The sequence below is a fragment of the Roseateles sp. GW821-FHT09H10 genome (assembly GCF_059415865.1).
Genome location: NZ_JBWKOB010000002.1, coordinates 344102 through 362415 on the forward strand (window position 1 = coordinate 344102; position 18314 = coordinate 362415).

19 protein-coding genes are annotated in these 18314 nt (G+C 68.9%); 15 read left to right on the top strand and 4 right to left on the bottom strand.

Translation table 11 applies throughout. The annotated features are described in order from the left end of the window. Positions 1-113: 113 nt before the first annotated feature. Together AC07OY_RS09490 and AC07OY_RS09495 are read right to left on the bottom strand one after the other, a co-directional pair. Positions 114-260, bottom strand: coding sequence for a hypothetical protein (locus tag AC07OY_RS09490; protein ID WP_495042313.1), 147 nt, complete (start codon positions 258-260; stop codon positions 114-116). 48 nt (positions 261-308) lie between these two features. Continuing rightward, positions 309-467, bottom strand: a complete 159-nt coding sequence (locus AC07OY_RS09495; protein WP_495042314.1) for a hypothetical protein — start codon at positions 465-467, stop codon at positions 309-311. Between the two features lie 351 nt (positions 468-818). On the opposite strand from AC07OY_RS09495, the gene AC07OY_RS09500 reads away from it, so the two are divergent. Both AC07OY_RS09500 and AC07OY_RS09505 read left to right on the top strand, forming a co-directional pair. Next, positions 819-1115 carry an autorepressor SdpR family transcription factor gene (locus AC07OY_RS09500; RefSeq protein ID WP_495042315.1) on the top strand — a complete coding sequence of 99 codons (297 nt, stop codon included), beginning with the start codon at positions 819-821 and terminating at the stop codon, positions 1113-1115. Then, the gene (locus tag AC07OY_RS09505) at positions 1112-1498 is read left to right on the top strand and encodes an SdpI family protein (RefSeq protein ID WP_495042316.1); all 387 of its coding nucleotides are present in this window, start codon (positions 1112-1114) and stop codon (positions 1496-1498) included. The genes AC07OY_RS09500 and AC07OY_RS09505 overlap by 4 nt, the downstream gene beginning before the upstream one ends. A gap of 4 nt (positions 1499-1502) precedes the next feature. Here AC07OY_RS09505 and AC07OY_RS09510 read toward each other — a convergent pair whose 3' ends face one another. Then, positions 1503-1724 carry a hypothetical protein gene (locus tag AC07OY_RS09510; protein ID WP_495042317.1) on the bottom strand — a complete coding sequence of 74 codons (222 nt, stop codon included), beginning with the start codon at positions 1722-1724 and terminating at the stop codon, positions 1503-1505. Positions 1725-2000: 276 nt separating this feature from the next. Here AC07OY_RS09510 and AC07OY_RS09515 point away from each other — a divergent pair, with 276 nt between their 5' ends. Further along, positions 2001-2819 (top strand): TetR/AcrR family transcriptional regulator, encoded by an 819-nt coding sequence (locus tag AC07OY_RS09515; RefSeq protein WP_495042318.1) that lies wholly within the window; start codon positions 2001-2003, stop codon positions 2817-2819. 65 nt (positions 2820-2884) lie between these two features. Here the strand turns inward: AC07OY_RS09515 and AC07OY_RS09520 are convergent, their stop codons facing one another. Beyond that, a complete protein-coding gene (locus AC07OY_RS09520; protein WP_495042319.1) occupies positions 2885-4090 on the bottom strand; it encodes an MFS transporter in 1206 nt (401 codons plus the stop codon). A gap of 381 nt (positions 4091-4471) precedes the next feature. Here AC07OY_RS09520 and AC07OY_RS09525 point away from each other — a divergent pair, with 381 nt between their 5' ends. The 12 genes from AC07OY_RS09525 to AC07OY_RS09580 all read left to right on the top strand — a co-directional run bounded on the left by AC07OY_RS09525 (position 4472) and on the right by AC07OY_RS09580 (position 18298). Further along, positions 4472-5776, top strand: a complete 1305-nt coding sequence (locus AC07OY_RS09525) for a serine hydrolase domain-containing protein (RefSeq protein ID WP_495042320.1) — start codon at positions 4472-4474, stop codon at positions 5774-5776. Continuing rightward, positions 5773-6231, top strand: coding sequence for a DUF3237 domain-containing protein (locus AC07OY_RS09530; protein WP_495042321.1), 459 nt, complete (start codon positions 5773-5775; stop codon positions 6229-6231). Before AC07OY_RS09525 ends, AC07OY_RS09530 begins: the two co-directional genes overlap by 4 nt. An 11-nt stretch (positions 6232-6242) precedes the next feature. Next, entirely contained in the window at positions 6243-6746 is a 504-nt protein-coding gene (locus tag AC07OY_RS09535; protein ID WP_495042322.1) for a DUF3237 domain-containing protein, read from the top strand. A 13-nt stretch (positions 6747-6759) separates the two neighbouring features. Next, the gene (locus AC07OY_RS09540) at positions 6760-7563 is read left to right on the top strand and encodes a helix-turn-helix domain-containing protein (protein ID WP_495042323.1); all 804 of its coding nucleotides are present in this window, start codon (positions 6760-6762) and stop codon (positions 7561-7563) included. Positions 7564-7696: 133 nt separating this feature from the next. After that, entirely contained in the window at positions 7697-10081 is a 2385-nt protein-coding gene (locus AC07OY_RS09545) for a TonB-dependent receptor (RefSeq protein WP_495042324.1), read from the top strand. A gap of 6 nt (positions 10082-10087) precedes the next feature. Continuing rightward, entirely contained in the window at positions 10088-11677 is a 1590-nt protein-coding gene (locus AC07OY_RS09550; RefSeq protein ID WP_495042325.1) for a carboxylesterase/lipase family protein, read from the top strand. Positions 11678-11705: 28 nt separating this feature from the next. Further along, entirely contained in the window at positions 11706-12998 is a 1293-nt protein-coding gene (locus AC07OY_RS09555; protein WP_495042326.1) for an NAD(P)/FAD-dependent oxidoreductase, read from the top strand. 8 nt (positions 12999-13006) lie between these two features. Beyond that, positions 13007-14377, top strand: a complete 1371-nt coding sequence (locus AC07OY_RS09560) for a glutamine synthetase family protein (protein WP_495042327.1) — start codon at positions 13007-13009, stop codon at positions 14375-14377. 5 nt (positions 14378-14382) lie between these two features. Continuing rightward, the gene (locus tag AC07OY_RS09565; RefSeq protein ID WP_495042328.1) at positions 14383-14724 is read left to right on the top strand and encodes a cupin domain-containing protein; all 342 of its coding nucleotides are present in this window, start codon (positions 14383-14385) and stop codon (positions 14722-14724) included. 6 nt (positions 14725-14730) lie between these two features. Then, positions 14731-16026 carry a 4-aminobutyrate--2-oxoglutarate transaminase gene (gene gabT / locus AC07OY_RS09570; protein ID WP_495042329.1) on the top strand — a complete coding sequence of 432 codons (1296 nt, stop codon included), beginning with the start codon at positions 14731-14733 and terminating at the stop codon, positions 16024-16026. Continuing rightward, complete coding sequence (locus AC07OY_RS09575; RefSeq protein WP_495042330.1) at positions 16023-17501, top strand: NAD-dependent succinate-semialdehyde dehydrogenase; 1479 nt, start codon at positions 16023-16025, stop codon at positions 17499-17501. Before gabT ends, AC07OY_RS09575 begins: the two co-directional genes overlap by 4 nt. After that, positions 17498-18298: a gamma-glutamyl-gamma-aminobutyrate hydrolase family protein gene (locus tag AC07OY_RS09580; protein WP_495042331.1), complete on the top strand. Its 801-nt coding sequence runs from the start codon at positions 17498-17500 to the stop codon at positions 18296-18298. Before AC07OY_RS09575 ends, AC07OY_RS09580 begins: the two co-directional genes overlap by 4 nt. Positions 18299-18314: the final 16 nt, after the last annotated feature.

Below are 18314 nucleotides of genomic sequence, written 5' to 3' on the forward strand. Positions count from 1 at the left end.
CTTCAGCTGGGCCTCGGTCAGGCCGGTGGAACGCAGGTCGAAACGGGGGGCGATGGTCTTTTGCATGGTGATCTCGAAAGGTTGAAGAGAGAGGTGATGGATGCGCGACTGGCTCAGAAGCCCCAGCAGCACTTGGTGACGCCAGCGGACGTGACCGTGGCCGTCTTGTCCATCGGACGGGCGCCGGCGATGGCCTTCAGCTGGGCCTCGGTCAGGCCGGTGGAACGCAGGTCGAAACGGGGGGCGATGGTCTTTTGCATGGTGATCTCGAAGTGATGAAGAGAGGGTTGTGGGTGAGGAGCGCTGGCTCAGAAGCCCCAGCAGCACTTGGTGATGCCGACGGACGTGACCATCTGGGTCTTGTCGGCGGGGCGGGCACCGGCGATGGCCTTCAGCTGGGCTTCCGTCAGGCCCGTGCTGTTCAGGTCGAAGCGGGCGGCGTTGGAGAGGGTGAGTTGCTTGTTCATGGTTCTTTCCTTGATGGATGGGGGGGTGGGGAGTTGTTCGTGCCCTCTGCACCTGGCTGCGTCCTGCCGGTGTGGCCTGACGCGTTGAAGTTCAGAAGGAACGGGATGAATCTTCAAAGCCGGCCGTTTCACTCGCGTTCCACGCAACGGGGGGCTTGGTTTCAAATGTTCGGCATGCGCCGAGGGGCGCAGATCCGTTGAAACGGGATGTCCGGCCTTCGGCACTTTTCCCGTTGCAGACGCGCCGTCTTCATGCATGGACAGCGGCGTTAGCCGATGCCACCGCCCCCGCTTTGCGCAGCGCAGAAAAACCTGCTTGACTTATTTAGACGATTAGCCAATCATCTAAATATGAATCAGGTCTTCAAGGCTTTGTCGGACCCCACCCGGCGCCAGGTGCTGCAGTTGCTGCGCCAGGGGCCGCTGAGCGCGGGCGAACTGAGTGATCAGTTCGACGTATCCAAGCCCACCATGTCGGCCCATTTCGCGGTGCTGAAAGAGGCCGACCTGGTGCACGCCGAGAAGGCCGGCAAGTCCGTCATCTACCACCTGAAGCTCTCGGTGCTCGAAGAGGCGCTGCTGGGCTTTGTCCATTCATTCGGCGTGGGCGATGGCGCGCCCGCGCGCAAGCACAGGAGCGCCCGATGAACAAGGATCTGATCACCGACCTCAGCTGGGGTGTCGGCATCCTCGTCGTGGCGCTGGCCGCGACCTGGGCGCGCAAGCTGGGCTATGTCGACAGCGACACGGTCACGCGGGTGGTCATCGGCATGAACGGCCTGATGATCGCCTCCTTCGGCAACCGCATGCCCAAGGCCTTCGTGCCCGGCGCCCTGGCGCGCCGCGTCAGGCGCTTCGGCGGCTGGTCCTTCGTGATCAGCGGGTTCATCTATGCCGCGATGTTCGTGTTCGCGCCGCTGCAGGTTGCGGCGATCGGCGGCAGCGCGGCGGTGCTGGCGGGGATTGCGCTGACGATTGCCTATTGCCTGCGGTTGCGGGGCAGGGACAGGGCTCAGTCGCTGCGGGGCTAGGGCTTCAGGCGAGATGGCGGAGCGATTCGGCATCACTGCCGCGCTCTGCCGGGCCCTCCGTGCTCCCGGTGGGCATCGGAGCGGCCTCCCCTGGGCCTGCCTGTTGGCCTGACACCCCTTGATGCGGCGCGACTTCACCCTCGGCCGGAAAGGCCGAGACGTAGAGCAAGGCCCAGACGACGGTCCAGGCGAGCATCAGCGACACGATGAGGCGGTGCAGGGTCATGGCGTACTCCCTTGCGCGGTGAGCGCAGACGAATACTCGGGCCGGCGCCACGTTTGACGTGTAGGACCGCATCCTTGGACGCGGTGGGCCGTGGGGCAACCAGCCCCGATGCACGGAACCGCGTGCGAGAGCAGGTTTACGCGAGTCCCTCCGCCTTGTTTTAATGCGACACTTGGTTCGCAATAAGGCCGGCGCAGCTAGGGAATGCAGATGAACAACGATCCAGGCAATCCTCCATCAACAGAGGAGGATGTCGCCAAGAAGATCGAGGACACAATGCGATCTTTGATTCGCATCAAGAACAAGGCGGTGGGCGAGGAAAGCCGGGTCGCTGACGCCGCCGGCACTCAGGCAGCGCCGGCCACGGGCGAGCCCGCCGAGCCCCTTGGCTACCATGCCGGCATGCCGAAGAACGCCCTCGACAACAAGGCCGCCGCCGAGACGACGCCGGAAGAACAACCCGCCCCACGACAGCGCAAGGGCGTGTCGGTGCGCCGCATCCCGCAGCAAGCACGCAGCCAGCAGACCGTGCAAGCGGTGCTCAAGGCCGCCAACGACGAGATCCGCCGCGCGGGACTGGACCACCTGTCCACCAAGCGCATCGCTGCAGCCGCCGGACTGTCCGTCGGTTCTCTGTACGGCTACTTCCCCAACAAGGAGTCCATCGTCGCGGCCCTGCTCGAGTCCTGGTTGAGCCGCGTTTTCGAAGCCGTCGACTCCGTGCACCCCCGCCATGGCGGCAGCCTCGACATCTTTTCCTACCTGACCAATCAGATGGAGCGCGCACGCGCCGTCTACGAGGACCAGCCCGGCATCGGCGCCCTCTTCGGCATGGTGATGGCGATTCCAGCCCTGCACGAGATGGTATTCAGGCACGGCGAGCGCGTCGGCCAGTCCATGGAGACGGCGCTGAAGTTCTATGTGCCGCATGCCAACCCCGAGGACATCCGGTCGGTCGCGCGCACCATCCCGCTGACCTGCCACCACCTGATGGCCTCGGCCCAGATGGATCCCACCGTCGACCACGAACGCATGGTGGCCGATATCCGCGTCTGCATCGTGGCCCTGGCGACGCGGCTGCTGGCCTCGCGCTAGCCCCTCAGCCCGCTCCAACAACAAAGCCCGCCATTGGCGGGCTTTGTCTTGCCTCGTCGGCCAGTTCAGGCAGTCGAGCGCTTCAGGTCAGCCGGCGGCAACTGGGGCGCGTCCGGCGCGGCGACGAAGTAGCGCTGCACGAACAACAGCAGAGCCGACAGCGCGATGCAGCTCGCGGCGACGATGAAGGCCACGCGAGGCGACGCCGCCTCGGCGACGATCCCGCCCATGAAGGAGCCGGTGGAGTAGCCCAGGCCGAGGACGGCGGGGGTCAGCGCTGCGTGGCGGCCGACCGGGTCAAACACCGGCAGGAGGGTCGGCACAAGGATGCCGGTCAACGTCCAGCAGCCGACGAAGGCGCCGGTCGCGACGGCAAAGCTGGTGGGCGTCAGCGGCATGGCCAGGCCCGCCGCGCCGACGGCCGTCACGACCACGACGAAGCGGCTCCAGCCGAACAGGCTGTGCCGCGCCATCGCCTTGACGAGGAAGCAGGCTGCCAGCGAAGCGAAGTTGGCGATGGCCAGCACCTTGCCGACATATTCCTTGTCCAGCCCCTGGCTTTCGGCCAGCGTGGCCAGGAAGGTCCAGATCACGCCGACGCCGGTGTAGCAGGTGTAGAGCGTCAGCAGCGTCAGGTAGACACCGGCCTTGTTGATCTTGCCGTCGCGAAAGGCCGCAGGAATGGTCTCGCCACGCTTGAACAGCAACATCGCCGGCAGGCAGACGATGCCCACCGCCGCGATGAAGAAGAACGCGCCGCTGGCCTGCCACTGCCCGCCGACAGTCGGCAGGATGACGGCCATCAGGGCCATCGCATACAGGTTCTGGCACACCACCAGGATGCCGATGTTGCGCTGCGGCTCGCGGCTGTAGGCCAGGAAGCCGATGGCCGAGGCGCTGACCACGCCATTGCCCAGGCCGGCGAAGAGGCCGCCGGCAATGGACACCGGCATGCCCAGGCCCAGGCCGATGACGGCATTGCCGACCATCATGCAAAGCATGCCCGCGCCCAGGATGCGCCGCATCGGCCAGCCCCGGATGCCCTTGGCCACGGCCAAAGCGCCGATCGTGTTGCCTGCCGTATCGGCGGTGACGACGAAGCCGACCTGCGACGGGCTCAGGCCCCACTGCTGGGCCATGAAGGCCACCAGCAAGGGCGTGCAGAGGAAGAAGGTGAAGGCCACGCAGCCCAGCGCCACCATGGCGGCGATGAAGAGCGGGGACTGGGGCCGGCCCAGCGGGCCGTGGTTGGGGAGAACTGCGGAGGACATGAAGGCACCTGTAGCGATAGAGGCGGGCTGAATCGGCTGGAGCGTCACGCCTGCCGATGCAGCGCGTGACGCAGGCGCCGTCACTGCGATCCATTTAATATGAACTTTGTTTCGCATCCAAGCAGGTGTTTTCCCTGCTTCAGCGGAGCCGGCGCCCCCCCCGCGTCGCGGCGACTACCAGCATCGCCGCTTCGCACGCTGCTGCGTAGATCGACAGCGCAGCACGCGCCGCATCAGCGATGAATACTGCACAAACGCCACGGCGGCGGGGCGCGCCAGGTGAAGGAAGGCAATCTGATCCAAGAAAACCCTGAGAGCACAATGCGAACCATCGTTCATAAAATGCGAACAACAGTTCACATTGCCGGAGCCTTCCGAACCATGTCCCAGCCGCCCTTCGACATTCCCGCCCTGATCCGCGCCGCCTATGAGCAGACACACGCAGAGCCGGCCCCGAGCTGGCAGGAGCAAGGCCTGATGCACGGCTTTCCGCCCGCACCCGTGGCACGCGTCACGCGCCGCAACTTCATGCGTCCGTCGTTGAACCGCTGGAGCTTCCAGCACATCAACCGCCTGCTGCCCACCATCGATGTGCCGGCCCCTGCGCAGGCGCGCGACCTGCCCCGCCAGACCGACGCCGGCCTCGCCGCCCTGCGCTTTCGCAGCGTCGGCGGCGCCGAGGTTTCGCTGGCCGAGCACCTGGCCGCCAGCAACACCGACGGCTTCATCGCCCTTCACCGCGGGCGTATCCTGTTCGAGCATTACGCGAACGGGCAGACGCCGCAGACACGGCACATCATGTTCTCGGTGACCAAGTCGATGATCGGGACGCTGGCGCAATGGATGGTCCACGAAGGCCGGCTCGATGAGGGCGCGCCAGCGCAGGACATCGTCGAGGAGCTGCGCGGCAGCGCCTTCGGCGACGCCACCGTGCGCCAGCTGATGGACATGGCCGTGGGCGTGCACTACAGCGAGGACTACGAGGACCCGCTGTCCGAGAGCTCGCAGTTCGGCTTCGCCTGCGGCCTGACGCCACCCCATGCCGACGACCTGCCCGAGGTGCCTGCCGAGTACGCCGGCCTGGACAGTCTCTACAGCTTCCTGCCCAGGCTGCGCAAGAAGGGCGAGCACGGCGGCTTCTTCGACTACGTGACCGCCGTCACCGAGGTGCTGGCCTGGGTCATGGAGCGCGCCACCGGCATGGCCGCGCACGAGCTGCTGTCGCAAGTCTGGGCACGCCTGGGCTGCGAGCGCGACGGCTATTTCATCGCCGACTCGCTCGGCCGCGGCGTGGCCGGCGCCGGCTTCAGCGCCACGCTGCGCGACATGGCCCGCTTCGGCCAGATGCTGCTGGACCGCGGCCGCGTGGGCGATGAGCAGGTCATCCCCGCCGCTGTCATCGACACCCTGCTGGCCGGCAGCGACCCAGCCATCTTTGCCGCCAATCCCGACTTCGCGCCGATGGGGCCGATGTCCTACAAGAGTCAGTGGTATGTCCTCAACGGCCATGCCCTGCTGGCCATCGGCATCCACGGCCAGCAGCTCTACGTCAACTTCGACACCGGCCTGGTGTCCGTCAAGCAGGCCTCGCCGCCGCATGCGCTGTCGGCCATCAACATCGACTCGCTGGAGCTGGTGCGCGCACTGGACCGCCACCTCGCCACAGCCGCGGCGGTGGCCGCATGAGCGCTGTCGCACCGGCCAGCCTGGCCAGCCGCTGGTTCATGCGCCTGGACGTGCAGTGCGCGCCCCTGCAGGCCATCGGCCAGACGGATGATGGCCTGCGCGAGAACTACCCCATCGTCGGCGGCAGCTTCTTCGGCCCGGAGCTGAGCGGCGAGGTGCTGCCCGGTGTGGACCGTTTCCTGCGCCGCGCCGACGGCGTGGGTGTGCTGGACGCGCGCTATGCGCTGCGCACGCATGACGGCGTGCTCATCAACATCCACAACCGCGGCTTGCTGTGGGCGGCGCCCGGCCCGGACGGCGGCCCGAGCGAGGAAGGTCCCTTCCGCTGCCACTGCGTGCCGGTGTTCGAGGCGCCGCAGGGGCCCTATGCCTGGCTGAACCAGGCCGTGTTCGCCGGCCGCGTCGACTACCCCGCACTGGGCCAGGTCCGCATCGACCTGTTCCGCTTCGACTGAAAGAGATCGACATGTCCGAAGCCAACAACCTGTCCCGCACCATCGCGCCGCTGGCCAACACCTGGGTCATGCGCCTGGACGTCGTCTGCGGCGACGAGATCGTCGTCGGCGACTTCCCCGAAGGCCGGCGCCTGAACTACCCCATCGTCAGCGGTCGCTTCGAGGGCAGTTTTGAAGGTGGCGAGCTGCGCGGCGACGTCATGCCCGGTGGCGCCGACTGGTACCTGGAGCGCCGCGACGGCCTCGGCCAGCCCGACGCCCGCTACTGCCTGCGCACCGACGACGGCACCGTCATCCAGGTCAGCAACCGCGCGCTGCTGCGCTATGCGCCCGGCATCAACGAGCGCGACCTGCCGTCCTGGCCGCCCGCGCCCGAGCTCTACCGCTGTCTGTGCACACCGGTCTTCCAGGCGCCGGCAGGCAAGTACGCCTGGTTGAACGAATCGGTCTTCGTCGGCGAGATCCGCTACGAGAGCGAAGACGGCGTCACCGTCGACATCTACCGCCTGGTCTGAAGCGAGCCACGCCATGGGTGCCCGCCTCATCACGACGACAGCGCCAGCCGCTGCCTATGTCGGCGATGACTGGCTGCTCTACGTCGATGCATCCGGCGCCTACTCGCACTCCGAGATGGCGGCGCCCTGCCTGCTGCTGGCCCAGCCCGGCGCGCAACTGATCGTGCAGTGCGAGGGCGCCGATCCGGTGTCCGCGCCGGCCCTGCTGCATGCAGCCGGCAGCAGCAGCTGCAATGCCGAGCAGCAAGTCGGCGCCGCCTTCCTCTATTTCGACCCGCTGAGCGCCGCGGGCCGGGCCTTGACCCAGCTCTGCCAGGCCCACGCGCTGCAGCCCTGGGCGCCGCCCGCCCTGCCTGGCTGGGAGCCCGACTGGTTCCAGGCCCTGTGCCACGGCGGCGCAGACCGCGGCGCCGTGCTCGCCTGGGTGGCCCGCCTGCGCGCCGCGCTGCTGGCGCAAGCCCCCGAGCCCGACGCCGACTGGCGGCTGCGCACCGTCGCCACGCTGCTGCGCGAAGACCTGGCCGGCCGCCTCAGCGTGGCCCAGCTGGCGGCGCGCGTGCGCTGGTCGCCCGAGCATCTGCGCAAGGCCTTCCGTGAGGCGGCGGGCATGAGCCTGTCGCGCTACCAGATGTGGTCGCGCCTGCACCGTCTCATCGACGCCAACCGCATCGGCGTGCATGGGGCGGAGGACTCGCTGCTGGAGGCCGGTTTCTACGACGCGCCCCACGGCAGCCGCGCCGTGCGCCGCTACTTCGGCCTGACGGCCAGCGCCACGTTGCAGCCCGCCATCCGGCGCGCGGATTGCCACGGCGGCTGACGCAGAAATCCCCCGTTTCATACAAGCGCCGCAAGCGCCCCCTGACTAACCTGAAGTCCAGCCGCTTCCCACCTTCGAGCAGTACAGACGGCGAGGCAGTCGCGAATCACCACATCCATCTCCGCGAGGTTCCATGCATCCTTCCGTCCCCCGCACCGCCCCCCTGGCACGCCCCTCCGTCGTCGCCATCGCCGCGGCCCTGCTGTGCTGCTCCCCGACCACCTGGGCCCAGACGGCCGCGGCCGAACCGGCCAAGGAGGACGGCGAAACCGTCTCGCTGACCCGCGTCGTCGTCACCGCGCAGAAGCGCCCGCAGTTCGCCGAGCAGGTGCCCATGAGCCTGAGCGCCATCGGCCAGGACCAGCTGACCAAGCAGGGCGTCAGCGGCATCCAGGACCTGAGCCGCCTGAGCCCGGGCTTGAGCGCGACGCCGTCCACCACGCCCTTCGGCACGCCCAACATCGCCATTCGCGGTATCGCCTCCAATGCCGGCGCGGCCACCACCGCCGTCTACATCGACGACGCCGCCATCCAGATCCGCAACCTCAGCGTGCTGACCGGCGGGACGGCCTATCCGCAGGTGTTCGATCTCGACCGCGTCGAAGTGCTGCGCGGCCCGCAAGGCACGCTGTTCGGCTCCAGCGCCGAAGGTGGCGCCATCCGCTTCATCACGCCCACGCCGCGCTTCGACAAGTTCAGCGGCGAGGCCAAGGCCGGCATCGCCACCACGCAAGGCGGCGACATGTCCTACCAGGCCGGCGTGGCCGCGGGCGGCCCCATCAACAGCAGCGTCGCCTTCCGAGCCAGCATCTGGAAGAAGCAGGAAGGCGGCTACATGAACCACGTCAACCGCGCCACCGGCGCGGTGACGGACGAGGACAGCAACCAGAGCGAAGCCACCGTCGGCCGCGCCGCGCTGCTGATCAAGCCCACCGCCGAGCTGACCATTGCGCCGTCGATCTACATGCAGCGCACCCACGAGAAGGACCGCAACATCTATTACGAGGAAGCCGGCCACTTCAACACCTACAACAAGCTGCGCCAGCCCACCAAGGACCGCTTCAGCCTGTCGGCGCTGTCGGTGACCTACGAAGGCGAGGACCTGACCTTCAAGTCCGTCACCTCCTACTACGACCGCAAGCAGAACCGCCTCGACGACCTCAGCTACGTCATCCCGGCCAGCGTCACCGGCGACCCGCGCAGCATGACCGGCGGCCCGGTCGAGGTGCTGCCCGGCTTCCCCGACTACGTGCTGCGCAGCACCCAGGCCACCAACCAGCGCAATGCCGCGCAGGAGTTCCGCGTCTCGTCCAACGAGACGGCCGACAGCAAGGTCAACTGGGTCGCCGGCGTCTACCTCGCGCGCGCCCACCAGACCATGAGCCAGCGCATCATCGGCAGCCTGGATCCCATCACGCTGACGGCCTTCGGCGCGCCGGCCATCTTCATCTTCGGCATGCCCAACGCCGGCCCCAACGGCGAGTACCCCTACACCGAGGACGACACGCTGAGGGACCGCAGCAAGGCCGTGTTCGGCGAGGTCAACATCAAGCTGCAGCCCAAGACCACGCTGACCCTGGGCATGCGCGTCGGCCGCAACGAGTTCGAGTTCCGCACCCTCGAGAGCGGGCCCTTTGCCGGCGGCGACATCGACTTCAACGGCAAGCAGAAGGGCAAGAGCAACCTGCCCAAGCTCGCGATCAGCCACGAGCTGGCCGACGCCTCGCTGCTGTATGCCAGCGCCGCCAAGGGCGACCGCGTCGGCGGCGCCAACCCGTCCTACGCCACCGTGCCGCAATGCGGCCCGAGCCTGGCCGCTCTGGGCGTGACCGACGTGCCGCGCACCTACCAGGGCGACTCGCTGTGGAGCTATGAGATCGGCTACAAGAGCCGCCTGCTCGACCAGCGCATGGAAGTGGCGGGCTCCATCTACTACGTCGACTGGAGCAACATCCAGACCAGCTCCATCCTGCCGAGCTGCCTGTTCGGCTTCACCGCCAACGCCGGCCATGCCCGCAGCGTTGGCGGCGACCTGCAGCTGCAACTGCGCGCCACCCGCCAGCTGCTGCTGTCGGCCACGCTGGCCTACACCGACGCCCAGTACACCGAGACCATCTACGGCAACGGCAGCACCATCGGCACCGGTGCGGCGCTGTCGCAGAAGGGCCAGTCCCTGCCCATCCCCGGCGTCAACGTGACGCTGGGCGCCGAGTACAGCTGGACGACGGCGAACGGCTGGCGCGCCCATGTGCGCGGCGACTACCAGTACGGCAGCAAGTTCAAGCGCACCGGCCCGGTCGGCAACCTCGACTACCGCCCCGAACTCTACGAAGCGCCGGCCACGAACTATGTGTCGCTGAACAGCGGCCTGCGCATGGGCGCCGTCGACCTGTCGCTGTACGTGAACAACCTGTTCAACAGCCGCACCACGCTGCTGCGCACGGCGGACACCCCCGCCCTGCAGGCCGCCACCTTCCGCCCGCGCACCGTCGGCTTCAACGCGGCCTACAAGTTCTAAGTCCCCATGTCGTCCCCTTCCAGCGCCGCGCGCCAGCTGCGGCTGATCGAACACGTCTTGAAAAGTGCGCAACCGCGCCCCGAGGTGGAAGTTGCCACCGGCCGGCTGCGCGGCGTGCATGACCAGGGCACCCTGTCCTTCCGCGCCATTCCCTACGCGCTGCCCCCGGTTGGCCCACGACGCTTTCGCGTCGCCCAGCCGGCCGCGGCCTGGGAGGGCCTGCGGGAGGCCCGGGACTTCGGCCCGGCCTGCCCGCAGCTGGCGGGCACCGACGTCACCGAGAACGGCAACAACGTCATCCACGAGGACTGCCTGACGCTCAACGTCTGGACGCCCGCGCTGGACGGCCGGCGTCGCCCGGTGATGGTGTGGCTGCACGGCGGCGCGCTCATCGAGGGCAGCGCCCGCAACGCCTGGTACAACGGCGCGGCGCTGGCAGCCGGCGGCGACGTCGTCGTCGTCACGGTGCAGTACCGCCTGGGCGCCTTCGGCTTCCTGTATCTGGCCGAGGTCGGCGGGCCGGAGTTTGCCGAGAGCGGCAACCTGGGCCTGCTGGACCAGGTCGAGGCGCTGCGCTGGGTGAAGCAGAACGCGGCGGCCTTCGGCGGCGACCCCGACAACGTGACCGTCTTCGGCGAGTCCGCCGGCGGCGCCAGCGTCGCCATGCTGATGGGTATGCCGGCCGCGCAGGGGCTGTTCCACAAGGCCATCGTGCAGAGCATGTCGCCGCAGCTGGGCCGCAGCCCGGTGCGCGCGGCGGAAGCGGCGCGAGCCTTCATGGCGCTGGCCGGCGCGACGACCGTGCCGGAGCTGCAGGCCCTGCGCACGGCCGACCTGCTGTCGCTGCAGCAGCAGCTGTTCGACTCCGGCGTGGCCGACAACGCCTTCTGGCCGACGGTGGACGGTGTGGTGCTGCAGCAGCACGCCATCGACCGTCTGCGCGACGGCCATGCGCCGCGCGTGCCGGTGCTGATCGGCACCACGCTGGACGAGATCCGCTTCTGGACCGAGATCGAGGACGTGGCGCTGCTGCGCAAGCCGGCGCAGTCACTCAGCGCGCAACTGCGCGACGTCGCGGGCGAGCGCAGCGCGGACGTCGAGGCCGTCTACGGCTTCGGCGACGACGGCCGCATCCAGCTCGCCGGCGACCTGGTCTTCCGCCTGCCGTCCATCCGCCTGGCCGAGCACCTGCACAAGACCCAGCCGGTGTGGATGTACCTCTTCAACTACCGCTCCACGTCCGAGGTCGCGCCCTACCAGTCGGCCCACGCGATGGAGCTGCCCTTCCTGTTCGGCGCGCTGGAAGACCCGAGCGCCCTCGCCTTCACCGGCCGCTGCGAAGGCCGCGAGCTGCTGGCGCGGCGCATGCAGCAGGCCTGGACGGCCTTCGCCCATGGCGGCGCACCGGCCGCGGCGGACCTGCCCGCCTGGCCGCGCTACGACACGGCCCACCGCGCCACGATGGAACTGGGCCTCTCGCCGCGCGTGGTGGACGACCCGCTCGCCGCCCAGCGCCTGGCCTGGGGCGACATGCCCTTCGACGCCTCGGCGCCCGACGAGCACGCCATCGGCGAACTCCTCTTCTCTCCGCAGTAATCACCCAACCGAATGCGCAGCGTGCGCCATGAACTTCCTCCAGTCTGACCTCGAGCTGAGCCGGCACTCCTACTACGCCGCGACGACGCAACGCACGCCCGCGCAGCCGCCGCTGCAGGGGCGCGTGCAATGCGACGTCGCCGTGGTGGGCGGCGGCCTGGCCGGCCTGTGCGCCGCGCTGGACCTGGCCGAGCAGGGCCTCGACGTCGTGGTGCTGGAGGCCAAGGAAGTCAGCTGGGGCGCCAGCGGCCGCAACGGCGGGCAGCTCATCCACGGCCTGGCCTGCGACGTGGCCGAGATCGAGTCCCAGCTCGGGCTGGACGATGCGCGGCGCGTCTGGAACATGAGCATCGAGGCGCTGGACCTGGTGCGCGAACGCTGCCGCAAGCACGCCATCGATTGCGACCTGCAGGACGGCTTCATCGGCGTGGCCACCACCCCGCGCAAGGGCCGCGCCCAGTCGCAATGGGCCGACCGCATCGAGCGCCTCTACGGCTACGAGATGCCGCGCATCGCGCCGCAGGACATGCGCCGCTGGGTCAACAGCCCGCGCTATGACAGCGGCGTCTACGACCCGCGCTCCGGCCACCTGCACCCGCTGAAATACGCGCTGGGCCTGGCTCGCGCGGCGCGCCAGGCCGGCGTGCGCCTCCACGAGCACAGCGCCGTCACGCGCATCGAGCGCGGCGCCACCGTCACGCTGCACACGGCCGAGGGCCAGGTCAGCGCGCGCCAGGCCCTGCTGGCCGGCAACGTCTATCTGCAGGGCGTGGCACCGGAGCTGGAGCCGCGCATCATGCCGGTCGGCACCTACATCATCACCAGCGCGCCCATGGGCGAGGCGCGCGCCAACGCGCTGATCCCGAGCCGCGCGGCGGTCTGCGACACCAACTTCGTGCTGGACTACCTGCGCCTGACGGCCGACCACCGCCTGCTGTTCGGCGGCGAGGTCAGCTACAGCACGCGCACGCCGAGTGACCTGGCCGAGACCATGCGCCGCCGCATGGTCATGACCTTTCCGCAGCTGGGCGACCTGCCGGTCGAGTTCGCCTGGGGCGGCTTCGTCGACATCACGATGAACCGCGCCCCCGACTTCGGCCGCCTGGACAGCAACCTGTACTACCTGCAGGGCTTCTCCGGCCACGGCCTGGCGCTGACCGGCCTGGCCGGCCGCATCGTCGCCCAGGCCATGGCCGGCGACGCGGCCCGCTTCGACCTCTTCTCACGACTGCGCCACCGGCGCTTTCCCGGCGGGCGCCTGCTGCGCACGCCGGCCCTGGTACTGGGCATGGCCTGGTACCGACTGCTGGATTTGCTTTGAGCCTCACCATGAACAAGACCGAACGAGAACTGCTGACCTTCGCCAACCTCGAACAGTGGCTGGACCGGCACGGCGTGACCGAGCTGGAATGCCTGGCGCCCGACCTCACCGGCGTGGCCCGCGGCAAGATCCTGCCGCGCGCCAAGTTCACCGAGGACCGCGGCATGAAGCTGCCAGAGGCCATCGTGGCCATGGGCGTGACGGGCAACTTCCCTGAGGACGGCCCCTACTACGACGTCATCTCGGCCAACGACCGGGACATGCACCTGACGCCCGACCTGAGCACCGTGCACATCGTGCCCTGGGCCACCGACCCCACCGCGCAGGTGCTGCACGACTGCTACGGCGCCGATGGCCAGCTCGTGCCCTTCGCGCCGCGCTCGGTGCTGCGCCGCGTCTGCAACCTGTTCGCGGCCGAGGGCTGGACGCCAGTCGTCGCCCCCGAGCTGGAGTTCTACCTGGTGGAGCGCAACGTCGACCCCGACATGCCGCTCAAGCCCCCGGTCGGCCGCAGCGGCCGCGCCGAAACCTCGCGCCAGGCCTACTCCATCGACGCGGTCAACGAGTTCGATCCGCTGTTCGAGGACATCTACGCCTACTGCGAAAAGATGGAGCTCAACGTCGACACGCTGATCCACGAGATCGGGGCCGGCCAGATGGAGATCAACTTCTTCCACGGCGACCCGCTGCGCCTGGCCGACGAGACCTTCTTCTTCAAGCGCCTGGTGCGCGAAGCGGCGCTGCGCCACGGCATGTATGCCACCTTCATGGCCAAGCCGATCGCCGGCGAGCCGGGCAGCGCCATGCATGTGCACCAGAGCGTGTTGCGCGCCGACGGCAACAACCTGTTCAGCAAGCCCGACGGCAGCGCCAGCGACGAGTTCCATTGGTACATCGGCGGCCTGCAGAAGTACCTGCCCGCCGCCATGGTGCTGTTCGCCCCGTATGTGAACAGCTACCGGCGCCTCGCGGCCAAGTTCGGCGCGCCGGTCAACCTGCAATGGGGGACCGACAACCGGACCGTCGGCATCCGCTCGCCCATCGCCTCGGCGCAGAACCGCCGCATCGAGAACCGCGTCATCGGCGCCGACGCCAACCCCTATGTGGCCCTGGCCGCCACGCTGGCCTGCGGCTACCTCGGCATCAAGCAGCGCATCGCCCCCACGGCCGAATGCACCGGAGACGCCTACCTGGGCAAGCACGAGCTGCCGCAAAGCCTGGGCGAAGCGGTGGAGCTGCTGCGCCAGTCGCCCGACCTCGCCGAGATCCTCGGCCCCGAGTTCGTGACCGTCTACAGCGAGATCAAGGACATCGAGTACGCGGAGTACATGAAGGTGATCTCGCCGTGGGAGCGCGAGCACCTGCTGCTGCACGTGTGACCGCCATGCATCGCTTCACCGACACCGTCGAGTCACGCGGCTATCACCTGCCGCCCGAGAAGCTGATCGAAGGCAACCCGCGGCAGACGCTGTGGCTGCACTACGTCGACGCCACCGGCAACTTCAGCGCCGGCCATTGGCACAGCGAGGTCGGCAAGTGGCATGTGGCCTACACCGAGGAAGAGTTCTGCCAGATCCTCGAAGGCGTCAGCGTGTTGACCGATGCAGACGGCACCGCGCACACGCTGCGCGCTGGCGACCGCTTCGTCATCCCGCGCGGCTTCAGCGGCACTTGGGAAGTGCTGCAACCGACCCGCAAGCTATTCGTGGCCCACGAAGGCCCTTGAAACACCATGCAGTCCAACCAACAGATTGACCAACGCCGCCGCAATGCCGCACCGCGCGGCGTGGGCGTGATGTGCGACTTCTACGCCGAGCGTGCCGAGAACGCCACGCTGTGGGATGTCGAGGGCCGCGAGTTCACCGACTTTGCCGGCGGCATCGCGGTGCTCAACACCGGCCATCGCCATCCGGACGTGATCCGCGCCATCGAGCAGCAGCTGCAACTCTTCACGCACACGGCCTACCAGATCGTGCCCTACGAGAGCGCAGTCGCGCTGGCCGAGCGCATCAATGCCCTGGCCCCCATCGAAGGCCAGAAGAAGACCGCCTTCTTCACGACCGGTGCCGAGGCGGTCGAGAACGCGATCAAGATCGCCCGCTGCGCCACCGGCCGCGCCGGCGTCATCGCCTTTGGAGGGGGCTTCCATGGCCGCACGCTGATGGGCCTGGCGCTGACGGGCAAGACCGCGCCCTACAAGCTCGGCTTCGGTCCCTTCCCCGGCGAGGTCTACCACCTGCCCTTCCCGTGCATCAGCCGCGGCGTGGCGGTCAGCGACAGCCTGGCCGCGCTGCAGCGGCTGTTCCAGTGCGACATCGAGGCCAGGCGCGTCGCAGCCATCATCATCGAACCCGTGCAGGGCGAGGGTGGCTTCCACGTCGCGCCGGCGGAGCTGATGACGGCGCTGCGAAAAGTCTGCGACGAGCACGGCATCCTGCTGATTGCCGACGAGATCCAGACCGGCTTCGGCCGCACCGGCCGCATGTTCGCGATGGAGCACCACGCCGTGCGCGCTGACCTGATCACGATGGCCAAGAGCCTGGCTGGCGGCATGCCGCTGTCGGCCGTCTGCGGCCGTGCGGACCTGATGGACGCGCCCGCCCCCGGCGGCCTGGGCGGCACCTATGCCGCCAACCCGCTGGCCGTGGCGGCCTCCCACGCGGTGGTGGACGCGCTGCAGCGCGAAGGGCTTTGCGAGCGTGCGGAGCAGTTGGGCGGCCGACTGATGCGCCACCTGGACGAGCAGCGCATGCGCTTTCTGGCACTGAGCGAGGTGCGCGGCCTGGGCTCCATGGTGGCGGCCGAGTTTGTCGACCCGAGAACGCGTCGCCCGAGCGCCGACATCGCCCGCCAAGTGCAGCAGGCGGCCCTGCGCCGCAACCTGCTGCTGCTGACCTGCGGCGTGGACGGCAACGTCATCCGCTTCCTCTACCCGCTGACAATTCCCGACGCGCAGTTCGACGCGGCGCTGGCCGTGCTGACCGAAACGTTCGCGGAAGTCGCCACGTCGCTGCAGGAGGCGCCATGACGTCCCCCGAGCCTCTCGCCCGCCTCAACGACCCGGCCCTGATCAAGACCCAGGCCCTCGTCGATGGGATCTGGCAGGCGCCGCCTGAGCGGTTTGCGGTCCACGACCCGGCAACGGGCGGCGTCATCGCCGAGGTGGCGAACTGCGATGCCCGCCAGGCGCTCGACGCGATCGCCGCGGCCGAGCGCGCGCTGCCCGCCTGGCGCGCCAAGACGGCCAGGGAGCGCGCCGCCGCGCTGCGCCGCTGGTTCGACCTGGTCCACACGCATGCCGACGACCTGGCCACGCTGATCACCGCCGAGCAGGGCAAGCCGTGGGTTGAAGCCAGAGGCGAAGTCATCTACGGCGCCAGCTTCATCGAATGGTTTGCCGAAGAGGCGCGACGCGCCGGCGGCGAGATCATCCCCAGCCACGACGCGACCAAGCGGCTGCTGACCCTGCGCCAGCCCATCGGCGTCTGCGCGGCCATCACGCCGTGGAACTTTCCCATTGCGATGATCACGCGCAAGGTCGCGCCCGCGCTGGCGGCCGGCTGCACCGTCATCGTCAAGCCGGCCGAGCAGACGCCGCTGTCGGCCCTGGCCCTGGCCGAGCTGGCCCAGCGCGCCGGACTGCCGGCCGGGGTGCTGAACGTGCTGACGGCCGACGGCGAGCGCTCCATCGCCATCGGCGAGGCGCTTTGCGACAGCCCCGTCGTGCGCCACCTGTCCTTCACCGGCTCCACCGAAGTCGGCCGCATCCTGATGCGCCAGTGCGCGCCGACGCTGAAGAAGCTGGCCCTCGAACTGGGCGGCAACGCACCCTTCATCGTCTTCGACGACGCCGACCTGGACAGCGCCGTCGAGGGCGCCCTGGCAGCCAAGTTCCGCAACGCCGGCCAGACCTGCGTGTGTGCCAACCGCTTCTATGTGCAGGACGGCATCTACGACCGCTTTGTCGAGCGGCTGGCCGCCCGCGTGAAGCACGACCTGCGGCCCGGCAGCGGCTTTGATTCGAAGTCTACGCAAGGCCCGCTGATCGATGCCGGCGCGCTGGCCAAGGTCGAGGCCCACGTGGCCGACGCGCTGGCCCATGGCGCGCGCCTGGTGACCGGCGGCGAACGCGTGGACGAGCGCTTCTTCGCACCCACCGTGCTGGCCGACGCGACGCCTGCGATGCGCTGCGCGACGGAAGAGACCTTCGGCCCGCTGGCGCCGGTGTTCCGCTTCCACACCGAGGCCGAGGCCATCGCCGCCGCCAACGCCACCGAGTTCGGCCTGGCCAGCTATCTCTACACCCGCGACATCGGCCGGCTGATGCGCGTGGGCGAGGCGCTGGAGTACGGCATGGTAGGCATCAACACCGGCCTCATCTCGACGGCCGAGGCGCCGTTCGGCGGCGTCAAGCAATCGGGCCTCGGCCGCGAGGGCGGGCACCAAGGTCTCGACGAGTACCTGGAGACCAAATACCTCTGTCTCGGGGACCTTTACCAATGAGCACGTCCCTCAGCCCCACCTTGCCCATCGCCACCGCGCTGCCCCGCAACGCACCGCGCGTGCTGGTGCCGGCCTGCAATCGCATGTTTGGCGACCATCCCTTCCACATGGCCGGCCGCAAATACATCGAGGCCGTGCGGCTGGCGGGCGCCTATCCGCTGATCGTGCCGGCCGCGCATCCGGATGAGCTCGAAGCCTGGCTGGACCTCGCAGACGGCGTGCTGCTGACCGGCTCGGCCTCCAATGTGCACCCGTCGCAGTTCAACGCCGAGATCCATGACGAGAGCCTGCCGCTGGACCCGCTGCGCGACGCCTGGACCCTGCCGCTGATCCGCCTGGCGCTTGCACGCGGCCTGCCGTTGCTGGCCATCTGCCGCGGCTTCCAGGAGACCAACGTGGCGCTCGGCGGCAGCCTGCATCAGGCGGTTCACGAACAGCAAGGCCTGGCCGACCACCGCGCCGACGACGACGCGCCGGTGGGTGTGCAGTACGGCCCGTCGCACCCCGTGCACCTCGAACGCGGCGGCCTGCTCACCCAGCTGCTGGGCGGCGATGAACTCGTCGTCAACAGCATCCACGGCCAGGGCATTGACCGCCTGGCCCCCGGACTGCGCGTCGAAGCGCGTGCGCCGGACGGCCTCGTCGAGGCCGCCTCCGTGGGCAGCGGCTTTGCGCTTTGCCTGCAATGGCATCCCGAGTGGCAGGCGGCCGACAACGCCGCGTCACTCGCCATCCTGAAGGCCTTCGGTGCGGCCTGCCAGGACTGGCGCGACCTGCACCGGCCACCGGGTCTCTGAGCGGCTCAACCACCCC